Annotated in this window: 10 protein-coding genes and 1 pseudogene; 3 read left to right on the forward strand and 8 right to left on the reverse strand. The window is 60.6% G+C overall.

Annotated elements, in window-relative coordinates; genetic code table 11:
• Positions 1-53: 53 nt before the first annotated feature.
• From CKW29_RS08910 to CKW29_RS08930, 5 genes and pseudogenes are all read right to left on the reverse strand, one after another.
• A complete protein-coding gene (locus CKW29_RS08910) occupies positions 54-1,007 on the reverse strand; it encodes an adenosine deaminase (protein ID WP_095144850.1) in 954 nt (317 codons plus the stop codon).
• An 81-nt stretch (positions 1,008-1,088) separates the two neighbouring features.
• Positions 1,089-1,268: pseudogene (locus CKW29_RS08915) on the reverse strand (2OG-Fe(II) oxygenase); the annotation flags it as partial.
• Between the two features lie 18 nt (positions 1,269-1,286).
• Entirely contained in the window at positions 1,287-2,645 is a 1,359-nt protein-coding gene (locus CKW29_RS08920; RefSeq protein WP_095148292.1) for an 8-oxoguanine deaminase, read from the reverse strand.
• A 186-nt stretch (positions 2,646-2,831) separates the two neighbouring features.
• Positions 2,832-3,518 carry an SDR family oxidoreductase gene (locus tag CKW29_RS08925; protein ID WP_095144852.1) on the reverse strand — a complete coding sequence of 229 codons (687 nt, stop codon included), beginning with the start codon at positions 3,516-3,518 and terminating at the stop codon, positions 2,832-2,834.
• A gap of 25 nt (positions 3,519-3,543) precedes the next feature.
• A complete protein-coding gene (locus tag CKW29_RS08930) occupies positions 3,544-3,894 on the reverse strand; it encodes a MerR family transcriptional regulator (protein WP_095144853.1) in 351 nt (116 codons plus the stop codon).
• An 82-nt stretch (positions 3,895-3,976) separates the two neighbouring features.
• Between CKW29_RS08930 and CKW29_RS08935 the strand changes: the two genes are divergently transcribed.
• Entirely contained in the window at positions 3,977-4,408 is a 432-nt protein-coding gene (locus tag CKW29_RS08935) for a hypothetical protein (RefSeq protein ID WP_095144854.1), read from the forward strand.
• 524 nt (positions 4,409-4,932) lie between these two features.
• On the opposite strand, the gene CKW29_RS08940 is transcribed toward CKW29_RS08935, so the two are convergent.
• The 3 genes from CKW29_RS08940 to CKW29_RS08950 form a co-directional block, all read right to left on the reverse strand.
• Complete coding sequence (locus CKW29_RS08940; RefSeq protein WP_095144855.1) at positions 4,933-5,514, reverse strand: YigZ family protein; 582 nt, start codon at positions 5,512-5,514, stop codon at positions 4,933-4,935.
• Between the two features lie 10 nt (positions 5,515-5,524).
• On the reverse strand, positions 5,525-6,175 hold the full coding sequence (locus tag CKW29_RS08945) for a TetR/AcrR family transcriptional regulator (RefSeq protein WP_095144856.1): 651 nt from the start codon (positions 6,173-6,175) through the stop codon (positions 5,525-5,527).
• Positions 6,176-6,285: 110 nt separating this feature from the next.
• Positions 6,286-7,206 (reverse strand): LysR family transcriptional regulator, encoded by a 921-nt coding sequence (locus CKW29_RS08950; protein WP_054594143.1) that lies wholly within the window; start codon positions 7,204-7,206, stop codon positions 6,286-6,288.
• 139 nt (positions 7,207-7,345) lie between these two features.
• On the opposite strand from CKW29_RS08950, the gene CKW29_RS08955 reads away from it, so the two are divergent.
• Together CKW29_RS08955 and CKW29_RS08960 are read left to right on the forward strand one after the other, a co-directional pair.
• Positions 7,346-8,695 carry an aspartate aminotransferase family protein gene (locus tag CKW29_RS08955; protein WP_095144857.1) on the forward strand — a complete coding sequence of 450 codons (1,350 nt, stop codon included), beginning with the start codon at positions 7,346-7,348 and terminating at the stop codon, positions 8,693-8,695.
• 75 nt (positions 8,696-8,770) lie between these two features.
• Entirely contained in the window at positions 8,771-10,264 is a 1,494-nt protein-coding gene (locus CKW29_RS08960; RefSeq protein WP_095144858.1) for a CoA-acylating methylmalonate-semialdehyde dehydrogenase, read from the forward strand.
• Positions 10,265-10,810 lie beyond the last annotated feature (546 nt).

Genomic DNA, 10,810 nt, shown 5'->3' on the forward strand with positions numbered 1-10,810 from the left:
CGATACCCGAGGCTGGCGTCTGTGCTACGGGTACAGACGTCTTGCAGTGCGCCTCAGGGTTTCACCAACCGTGCATCCAGGCTGTTCTGCGCCAGACGCCGGGCCTGGTCCTGGGTCATGCCCAGATGGGTATGCAGGGCATGGAAGTTCTCGGTGACATAACCACCGAAGTACGCCGGGTCATCGGAGTTCACGGTGACCTTCACGCCCCGTTCGAGCATGTCGAGAATGTTGTGCTGGGACATGTGATCGAACACGCACAGCTTGGTGTTGGACAGCGGGCAGACGGTCAGCGGGATCTGTTCGTCGATGATCCGCTGCATCAGGCGCTCGTCTTCGATTGCGCGCACTCCATGATCGATCCGCTGGACTTTCAGCAGGTCAAGGGCTTCCCAGATGTACTCTGGCGGGCCTTCTTCGCCTGCGTGGGCAACGGTCAGGAAACCTTCGCCACGGGCACGATCGAACACGCGCTGGAATTTGCTTGGCGGATGTCCCATCTCGGAACTGTCCAGGCCCACGGCGATAAACGCATCACGGAACGGCAGCGCCTGGTCGAGGGTTTTCTGTGCTTGTTCTTCGCTCAGATGGCGCAGGAAGCTGAGGATCAGACCGCTGGTGATACCCAGTTGCTGTTCGCCGTCCTTGAGTGCGGCGGCGATACCATTGAGCACCACTTCGAACGGCACGCCACGGTCCGTGTGGGTTTGCGGGTCGAAGAAGGGTTCGGTGTGAATCACGTTCTGCGCCTTGCAGCGCAACAGGTAGGCCCACGTCAGGTCGTAGAAATCCTGAGAGGTGCGCAATACGTCGGCGCCCTGGTAATACAGGTCCAGGAATTCCTGCAGATTGTTGAAGGCGTAGGCCTTGCGCAGGGTGTCGACGTCGCTCCACGGCAGGGCGATCTTGTTGCGCTCGGCCAGGGCGAACAGCAGTTCAGGCTCAAGCGAGCCCTCCAGGTGCAAGTGCAGTTCTGCCTTGGGCAGGGCGTTCAGCCAGTCGTACATGCTTGGAATCTCATCAGGTGCAATGGCGCCATTCTACAGAGGCACGTCGCAACAATTGGTAAAACCTGATCAACAGGTTTATCACACGGCGTCCTGTCTCCGCCGATAGGCGCAGGTGTCGGCAAGCCGCGAAGTGTCGGGGTAGGGCTGGGCGAAGAAGAGCATTGAATACCGATCCACGCCCAGCGGGCTGATGACCCGATACGGCGTGGACAGGTACCGGTCATTGCTTCAGCGCGCCATCCTGTCGCCGAGGTTCAGCGCAACGATGGCGTGCGGTCAGACGCCGGCGATCAGTTGCCGTGCGGCCTGGCTGTGATTGGCAATCAAGCCCTTCAGGTCCAGCCCTTCAACCTGGCCGTCGATCACTCGCCATTTGCCGCCAACCATTACCCGGTCCGCGCGATCGGCACCACACAGCAACAACGCCGAGACCGGGTCGTGGCTGCCGGAGAAACGCAGCTCATCCAGTTTGAACAAGGCCAGGTCCGCTTGTTTACCCACGGCCAGTTCGCCAATGTCGGTACGGCCCAACAGTTTCGCTGACCCACGGGTGGCCCAGCCCAATACCCGCTCTGGAGTGATTTTCTCGGCACCATAGCGCAGGCGCTGAATGTACAAGGCCTGACGGGTTTCCAGGATCATGTTCGAGGCATCGTTGGACGCCGAGCCATCCACACCCAGGCCCACCGGAGCGCCGGCATCGGTCAGCTCCAGAGTTGGGCAGATGCCTGAGGCCAGGCGCATGTTCGAGCTTGGGCAATGGCAGATGCCGGTGCCTGCCGCGCCGAGGCGGGCGATTTCGTCGGGGTTGAAGTGAATGCCATGGGCCAGCCAGGTGCGGGGGCCGAGCCAGCCGACGCTGTCCAGGTAGTCCACGGTGCGTAGGCCAAAGCGCTGCTGGCAGAAGTCTTCTTCGTCGAGGGTTTCGGCCAGGTGGGTGTGCAGGCGCACGTCGAGCCTGTTCGCCAGTTCGGCGCTGGCGGACATGATTTCGGGGGTGACCGAGAACGGCGAGCAAGGCGCCAGGGCGATCTGGATGTGCGCGCCTTCACCGCGCTCGTGGTACTCGGCGATCAAGCGCTGGCTGTCGGCGAGGATGACTTCGCCTTCCTGCACGGTCTGCTGCGGCGGCAAGCCCCCGTCCTTTTCACCGAGGCTCATCGACCCCCGGGTCAGCATGGCGCGCATCCCCAGCTCGCGTACGGCGTCGACTTGCACGTCGATGGCGTTTTCCAGGCCATCGGGAAACAGGTAATGGTGGTCGGCGGCCGTGGTACACCCCGACAGCAGCAGTTCGGCCAAGGCTACCTTGGTCGCCAGCGCGAGTTTTTCCGGGGTCAGTCGGGCCCAGACCGGGTAGAGGGTTTTCAGCCATGGGAACAACGGCTGGTTGACCACCGGTGCCCAGGCGCGGGTCAGGGTCTGATAGAAATGGTGGTGGGTGTTGATCAGCCCCGGCAGGATCACGTGCTCGCGGGCATCGAAGACCTGTGCGCAGGGAGTGGCCGGTTGCTGGCCTTGCTTGAGTACTTCGACGATCACGCCGTCTTGCAGCACCAGGCCGCCACGGGCATCGAGGTCGTTGGCCGTGAAGATGGCGAGAGGGTTTTTTAACCAGGTACGGGTCGCGGGCATTTTGCCGGCTCCTCTGAAAGTTGGGTTCAGGTTCGCCAGCTCAGTGTTGCCCTGTCTGCTGATCCAGGGTCGCCGCGGGGGACGAGGTGCGCAGTTTCGATCAAAAGTGCGTTGCGGGCAAGCCTGGCCCGACAGGACGATGAGTACCTGTGGGCGCAAACGTGCCCCCACAGGGGATGGCGATGTTTACCAGGGAATGGTCTCGCCCTTGTAATTGATGAAGTGATGCCCACCCTTGCCGGCGTAGTCATTGACCTGATCCACCAGCCCACGGGTGCTGGTTTCCACATCCAGGTCGGCCCCTTCACCGCCCATATCGGTCTTCACCCAGCCCGGATGCAGCGACAGCACGGTCAGTTGCTGCTCGCCCAGTTGGCTGACGAAGCTGTTGGTCATCGAGTTCAGCGCGGCCTTGCTGGCCTTGTACAGCGCCAGTTCCGGGGCGTCAGGCATGGTCACGCTGCCCAGTACCGAACTCATGAACGCTAGCACGCCGCTGCCTTCGCGGATCTGTCCGACAAAACGCTGGGCCAGGTTGATCGGCGCCACGGCGTTGGTGAAGAACAACTGACCGACTTCGGCCAGTGTCGCGCCACCGGGTGTCTGTACGGCGGGGCCCTTGACGCCGGCGTTGACGAACAGCAGATCGAACACCTGGCCCTTGAGTTGTTGGCTGAGGGCGATCACCGCTTGTTGATCGTCCATGTCGAGCTTCTCGATGCGTACGTCACCCAGCGCCTGCAGTGCCTCGGCGTTGTGCGGGTCGCGCACGGTGGCGGTGACTTGCCAGCCGTCGGCCAACAGAGTCTTCACCAGCCCGAGGCCCAGGCCCCGGGAGGCGCCGATGATCAATGCGGTTTTTGCCGTGGACATGAATGGCTTCCTTGAGAAAAGAGGGTCATGGGTTCAGTGGACAAGGTTGTCCCAGCCGTTGTTGCAGTTCAAGACGCAACTCACCGAGTTCGGCGATGCGGGTTTCGATGAGCGCCAGTTTGTCCTGGAGGAGTTGCGTCACCGCGTTTTCCGGATCCTTGGCGTGCCAGAGCGCGGCGACACTGCTGCCGATCTCGCCAAGGGTAAAGCCCAGGCGTTGGGCAGTCTTGATGTAGAGCACCAGTTGTAGCATTTCCTCGGGGTAGTCGCGGTAGCCATTGGCGCTGCGTTGGGCGGCGATCAGCCCGCGCTGCTCGTAGAAGCGCAGGGTATCGCGGCTGACGGCGCTGGCCAGGGCTAGTTCACCGATACGCATTGTCGAGACTCCAGGGGGGTTGACCTTCGAGCATAGTCCAGGCTTTAGCCTTGGTGCTCCTTGAATCATTGGAGTGAGCGAAATGTGGACGACTGAACAGTATCGCCGACTGGTACGCGGCAGCGCCTGGTACGACCTGATCGTGATGGCAGCATTTGTCACGCCCTGGAGTTTCAGCGCGTTGCACGGCCTGTTGTCGGCCCTGAACCAGGCGCTCGGCCTGCCCGGAAGTTTTCCTCCGTTCGAACCGACGCACTTGCTGATGGCGAATCTGTTGGGCTCGATTGTCTGCGTCTGGTCGGTGCTGCGGATTCGTGATCCACAGCCGCTGTATGGTCGCTATGACGCAGTTGGTCGGTTTCTGTTTTCGGCCTGGCAGGTCTATGCCTTGCTCCATGGCGCAACATTGTTGCTGGCGGTTTTTCTGGTCTTCGAGTTGGCGTGGGGCGTTGCCCAGGCATTGCCTGTGAAGCAGGCATCACGGACAAGCCTCGTGCCTGGAGGGGCACACTGACCGCAGGCACCCAAGGCTTGTTTCGAATGCCCGGCCTGCCCCGGCGCATACAAACGTGTGCGCACGGCGCCGCGGTTTCGTTCAAGCGCGTGCGGCATTTTGCATCCGCAGGTGGCACCACTTCGGGGCGAGGTGCGAGATTGGCTGCAGGATGGATCCTGTAATGTTTGGTTAAAAAATGATCATTCGGCTGCAGCCTATGCTGGCCATGCCACTGCGCGAGGCATGAACGGGTTATCCACAGGTTGCTCCACAGTAATTGTGCGCAAGCCAAAGGCCTGGGCATAAGCACTGGAGGGCTTTGTTCTAAAGGTGCTAAACCGTTCCAAGCCATTGTTTTTCGATGGAATTGAAAGGTTTGAAATGATTCTGGTCAAAAAACGATCAATCTCCGCGAGGCCACGTGTCAGAAGGGTTACAGCGCTGTGTGCTCAGGTTATCCACAGTCGGGTGCACAGCGGCTGTGGGCAAGTGCTGGCGAAGTTGGCATGCCCGCGTTGCCCCAAAACATGGCGGGCGGTTGTTCAGCGCTGTAACACAATCCGCCCGCGACTCAGGCCGGCCAATTGCTCCTGCAAGGTCTGGATCTGTGTTTCGCCCACGGCCAGTTGCAGGTCCACGCCGTTTGCGGTGAACGTCTCGTCCACCACCAGGCCACCCAGTTCGGCGACGCGCAGCTTGACCAATGCCAGCTCGCTGAAGCCACAGGCACAGCTGAGCGGCACGCGGCTGATCAGCTCGATTTTCGCGGCACCTTGCAGGCACTTGTTGGCGCTGCCGCCATAGGCCCTGGCGAGGCCACCGGTGCCCAGTTGGATACCGCCGTACCAGCGAATCACCAGCACCGCGACCTGGTCACAGTCCTGCGCCTCGATGGCGGCGAGTATCGGCCGACCGGCGGTGCCACCGGGCTCGCCGTCATCGCTGCTGCGGTATTGGTCGGCGAGTTTCCAGGCCCAGCAATTGTGCGAAGCGTTCAGGTCACTGTGCTGTTCGATAAAGGCCTGCGCCTCGGCGGCGGTGGTGATCGGCGCCGCGAGAGCAATGAAGCGGCTTTTGCGAATCTCTTCGCGGTATTCGCAAAGTCCTTCGAGGGTAAAAGGCATGGCGTGGGTCTTAAATGGCAGGCGTGAGGCCGCAGCCTTTGAGAATGATACGGATCAGATTGTTGCCGGCGTCTTCCATGTCCTGTTTGGTCAGTTTGCTGCGACCGGTGACGCGGCAGATTTGCGTGGCGAAGTCGGCATAGTGCTGGGTGCTGCCCCACAACAGGAAGATCAGGTTCACTGGGTCGACGGGGTCCATTTTGCCGGCGTCGATCCAGGCCTGGAACACGCGTGCACGGCCCAGGAACCAGGCGCGGTAGTCCTGGTCGAAATACTCGGTCAGGCATTCGCCGCCGCTGATGACTTCCATGGCGAACACGCGCGAAGCCTGCGGCTGGCGGCGCGAGAACTCCATCTTGGCGCGGATATAGCGGGTCAGCGCTTCGCTCGGATCGTCCTCGGCCGTCAGGGTGTTGAAGGTGCTGTCCCACAGCTGGACGATGTTGCTCAACACCGCGATGTACAGGCCGAGCTTGTTGGTGAAGTAGTAATGCAGGTTGGCCTTGGGCAGCCCGGCATTCTGCGCGATGGTGTTCATGCTGGTGCCTTTGAAGCCGTGGCGCGCGAATTCGACTTCGGCGGCCTTGAGTATCGCTTCTTCGTTTTTCTGGCGAATGCGGCTGGCGGGTTTACCGGCGTGGGCAGGGACTTCAAGGGTCATGGACGTTTCCGGGCAGGTCAGTGGGGGCGCCTGTGCGTTGATAACGCACCCACGGGAATCCGACAAGCCTTGTCGCGACAAAAGCGCTCAGGCGCGCAAGTTCCAGGCCGTCAGCGTGTCGCCGCCAGGCTCTCCAGGAAACTTTCCAACACCAGATGCGGGCGTCGGCCCTTGCGTGTGACCGATGCCAGGCTCAGGTCATAGAAGCGGGTGTCGGGCTTGAGCGCGCGCAGGCGCCCCTGCTGGACCCACAGGCTGGCGTAGTGATCCGGCAGGTAGCCGATGTAGCGTCCAGTCAGAATGAGAAACGCCATGCCCTCGCGGTCCGAGGCGCTGGCGGTGCAGTTGAGCGCCTGGTAATGGGCCTGGATCTCGGCTGGTAAACGGAAGGTCGGGGCAATGGCGTCCTGGCTGTTGAGGCGTTCATCGTCCAGTTGCTTGTCGTCGACATAAAACAGCGGGTGGCCGACGGCGCAATAGAGTAGCGAGCGCTCGCTGTACAGCGGCTGGTACTCAAGACCCGACAAGGCACTGGCCTGGGGCACCACGCCGACATGCAGGCGGCCGTCGAGCACGCCTTGCTCGACTTCATTGGGGGCGATCATGCGGATCTGGATCTGCACATCCGGCCCGCGCTCCTTCAATTGCGCCAGGGCGTGGGTGATGCGCATGTGGGGCAGGGTCACCAGGTTGTCGGTCAGGCCGATGGTCAACTCGCCGCGCAAGTGCTGGTGCAGTCCATTGACCTCGGTACGAAAACTTTCCAGGGCGCTTAACAATTGCAACGCCGATTGGTAGACCTCACGGCCTTCCTCCGTCAGTGAGAATCCTGCGCGGCCACGCTGGCACAGGCGCAGGCCGAGGCGTTGTTCGAGATCGCTCATCTGCTGGCTGATGGCCGAGCGACCGATGCCGAGCACGCTTTCGGCCGCGGAGAAACCACCGCATTCGACCACGCTGCGAAAGATCCGTAGCAGGCGGATATCAAAGTCGCTGACTTGCGCCAGTGGATCGGGTCGACGGCTGCTCATGCGGCTTACTCAAAAGTTTAGTGGGTGGCTGACTGAAGGTTATAAAAGTTGGATTTCACAGACTTTATCCCCGTGGCAATTTAGCTGCAACAGCGCTTTTTAATCCCTACGCCGCTTTTTGCCTTGCGAGGTTTTGCCCATGAACTTGCCTGAAAACGCCCCGACATCCCTGGCCAGCCAGCTCAAGCTCGATGCTCACTGGATGCCGTACACCGCCAACCGCAACTTCCAGCGTGACCCGCGCCTGATCGTGGGGGCTGAAGGCAGCTGGCTGATCGACGACAAGGGCCGCAAAGTCTATGACTCGCTGTCCGGTCTGTGGACCTGCGGCGCCGGGCATACCCGCAAGGAAATCCAGGAGGCGGTGGCCAAGCAACTGGGCACCCTCGATTACTCGCCAGGCTTCCAGTACGGTCACCCGCTGTCGTTCCAGCTGGCTGAGAAAATTACCGCGCTGACGCCGGGCAACCTGAACCATGTGTTCTTCACGGACTCCGGTTCCGAGTGCGCCGATACCGCGGTGAAGATGGTTCGTGCCTACTGGCGTCTGAAAGGCCAGGCGACCAAGACCAAGATGATCGGTCGTGCCCGTGGCTACCACGGTGTGAACATCGCCGGCACCAGCCTGGGTGGCGTCAACGGCAACCGCAAGCTGTTTGGCCAGGCAATGATGGACGTCGATCATCTGCCGCACACGTTGCTGGCCAGCAATGCCTACTCCCGCGGCATGCCGGAGCAGGGCGGTATTGCCCTGGCTGACGAGCTGCTCAAGTTGATCGAACTGCATGACGCGTCGAACATCGCGGCAGTGTTCGTCGAGCCACTGGCCGGTTCCGCCGGTGTGCTGGTGCCGCCTCAGGGCTACCTCAAGCGCCTGCGCGAAATCTGCGATCAGCACAACATCCTGCTGGTGTTCGACGAAGTGATCACCGGTTTCGGCCGTACCGGTGCGATGTTCGGTGCCGACAGCTTTGGCGTGACCCCGGACCTGATGTGCATTGCCAAGCAAGTGACCAACGGTGCCATCCCGATGGGCGCGGTCATTGCCAGCTCCGAGATCTACCAGACCTTCATGAACCAGGCGACGCCGGAATACGCAGTGGAATTCCCCCACGGCTACACCTACTCGGCGCACCCGGTGGCTTGCGCCGCTGGTCTGGCGGCACTCGACCTGCTGCAAAAGGAAAACCTGGTGCAGAGCGTGGCCGAGGTGGCCCCGCATTTCGAGAATGCACTGCACGGCCTCAAGGGTTCGAAGAACGTCATCGACATCCGTAACTACGGCCTGGCCGGTGCAATCCAGATTGCCGGGCGCGACGGCGATGCAATCGTGCGCCCATTCGAGGCAGGCATGGCGCTGTGGAAAGCCGGCTTCTATGTGCGCTTTGGCGGCGACACTCTGCAATTCGGCCCAACCTTCAACAGCAAGCCGCAAGACCTCGATCGTCTGTTCGACGCGGTCGGCGAAGTGCTGAACAAGATCGACTGATTCCTCCTTCTATATAAGTACAAACAGCAGGCGCCCGGTGACGGGCGCGTGTGGACAATTTTTCAGGAGCCCCGCATGAGCCTCATCCCGCATTTGATCAATGGTGAACTGGTGACCGACCACGGTCGCAGCGCTGACGTGTTCAACCCGTCCACCGGCCAGCCGATCCATAAAGTGCCATTGGCCAGTCGCGAAACCATTCAACAGGCCATCGATGCCGCCAAGGCAGCGTTCCCGGCCTGGCGCAACACGCCGGCGGCCAAGCGGGCCCAGGTGATGTTCCGCTTCAAGCAATTGCTGGAGCAGAACGAAGCGCGCATCTCGCAGTTGATCAGCGAAGAGCATGGCAAGACCCTGGAGGATGCAGCGGGTGAACTGAAGCGCGGGATCGAGAACGTCGAATTTGCCTGTGCCGCTCCGGAAATCCTCAAGGGCGAATACAGCCGTAACGTCGGCCCGAACATTGATGCCTGGTCCGACTTCCAGCCGCTGGGCGTCGTGGCCGGTATCACGCCGTTCAACTTCCCGGCCATGGTGCCGCTGTGGATGTACCCGCTGGCGATCGTCTGCGGTAACTGCTTCATCCTCAAGCCGTCCGAGCGTGATCCAAGCTCGACGCTGCTGATCGCACAGCTGTTGCTGGAAGCCGGTTTGCCAAAAGGCGTGATGAACGTGGTGCATGGCGACAAGTCCGCGGTGGACGCGCTGATCGAAGCGCCGGAAGTCAAAGCCTTGAGCTTCGTCGGTTCGACGCCGATTGCCGAGTACATCTATGCCGAAGGCACCAAGCGCGGCAAGCGTGTTCAGGCATTGGGCGGCGCGAAGAACCACGCGGTGCTGATGCCGGATGCGGACCTGGACAATGCCGTGAGCGCACTGATGGGGGCCGCTTACGGTTCTTGTGGCGAGCGCTGCATGGCGATCTCGGTGGCCGTGTGCGTCGGTGACCAGGTGGCGGATGCCCTGGTGGCCAAGCTGGTGCCGCAGATCAAGGCACTGAAAATCGGTGCTGGCACCTCTTGCGGCCTGGACATGGGGCCGTTGGTGACCGGTCAGGCGCGCGACAAAGTCAGCGGGTATGTGGATGACGGCGTCGTGGCCGGTGCCACCCTGGTGGTCGATGGTCGTGGCCTGAGCGTTGCCGGCCATGAGGAAGGCTTCTTCCTGGGTGGGTGCCTGTTCGACAATGTCACTCCCGAGATGCGTATCTATAAAGAAGAGATCTTTGGGCCGGTACTGTGCGTCGTTCGGGTCAATAGCCTGGAAGAGGCGATGCAGCTAATCAACGATCACGAATACGGCAACGGCACCTGCATCTTCACCCGTGACGGTGAAGCAGCGCGGTTGTTCTGTGACGAGATCGAAGTGGGCATGGTGGGCGTGAACGTTCCATTGCCGGTGCCTGTGGCCTACCACAGCTTTGGCGGCTGGAAGCGTTCGCTGTTTGGCGACCTGCATGCCTATGGCCCGGATGGGGTGCGCTTCTATACCCGTCGCAAGGCGATCACCCAGCGCTGGCCACAGCGTGCCAGCCATGAAGCGTCGCAGTTCGCATTCCCTAGCTTGTAAGTAGAAGGGTAGAAGGCCGGCCCCTCTCTTATGGAAGAGGAGGGCCGGCCTTCGTGTTTTCGGGTGTATTTGATCAATATGACAGTTTTATGAAATTAGCAGTTGACGGCGAATTTTATCTGTCTATAATTCGCCCCACTTCCGGCGCAGTCGAAACGGAAAGCTCCTTGGTAAACAATGAGTTATGAAGTTTTCGGCAGCGGGTTACTTCAGGTCATCGAAGCCAAAAGGAAGTTGAAAAAGAGGTGTTGACAGCAGTGTGTAACGCTGTACAATCCGCCTCCCGCTGACGAGAGATCGAAAGCGCAAGTGGTTGAAGTTGCAAAGGATTCTTTGAGAACTTCTGAAAATAACCGCTTGACAGCAACAGAGGCTGCTGTAGAATACGCCGCTCGGTTGAGATGAAAGATCTTAACCAACCGCTCTTTAACAACTGAATCAAGCAATTCGTGTGGGTGCTTGTGCAGTCAGACTGATAGTCAACAAGATTATCAGCATCACAAGTTACTCCGCGAGAAATCAAAGATGTAACCAACGATTGCTGAG

The organism is Pseudomonas sp. Irchel s3a18 (assembly GCF_900187535.1).
Classification (GTDB): Bacteria; Pseudomonadota; Gammaproteobacteria; order Pseudomonadales; family Pseudomonadaceae; genus Aquipseudomonas.

Coding starts and splice junctions, on each gene's coding strand:
- CKW29_RS08910 (WP_095144850.1), bottom strand. CDS start 1,007: ATGTACGACTGGCTGAACGCCCTGCCCAAGGCAGAACTGCACTTGCAC.
- CKW29_RS08920 (WP_095148292.1), bottom strand. CDS start 2,645: ATGCCCGCGACCCGTACCTGGTTAAAAAACCCTCTCGCCATCTTCACG.
- CKW29_RS08925 (WP_095144852.1), bottom strand. CDS start 3,518: ATGTCCACGGCAAAAACCGCATTGATCATCGGCGCCTCCCGGGGCCTG.
- CKW29_RS08930 (WP_095144853.1), bottom strand. CDS start 3,894: ATGCGTATCGGTGAACTAGCCCTGGCCAGCGCCGTCAGCCGCGATACC.
- CKW29_RS08935 (WP_095144854.1), top strand. CDS start 3,977: ATGTGGACGACTGAACAGTATCGCCGACTGGTACGCGGCAGCGCCTGG.
- CKW29_RS08940 (WP_095144855.1), bottom strand. CDS start 5,514: ATGCCTTTTACCCTCGAAGGACTTTGCGAATACCGCGAAGAGATTCGC.
- CKW29_RS08945 (WP_095144856.1), bottom strand. CDS start 6,175: ATGACCCTTGAAGTCCCTGCCCACGCCGGTAAACCCGCCAGCCGCATT.
- CKW29_RS08950 (WP_054594143.1), bottom strand. CDS start 7,206: ATGAGCAGCCGTCGACCCGATCCACTGGCGCAAGTCAGCGACTTTGAT.
- CKW29_RS08955 (WP_095144857.1), top strand. CDS start 7,346: ATGAACTTGCCTGAAAACGCCCCGACATCCCTGGCCAGCCAGCTCAAG.
- CKW29_RS08960 (WP_095144858.1), top strand. CDS start 8,771: ATGAGCCTCATCCCGCATTTGATCAATGGTGAACTGGTGACCGACCAC.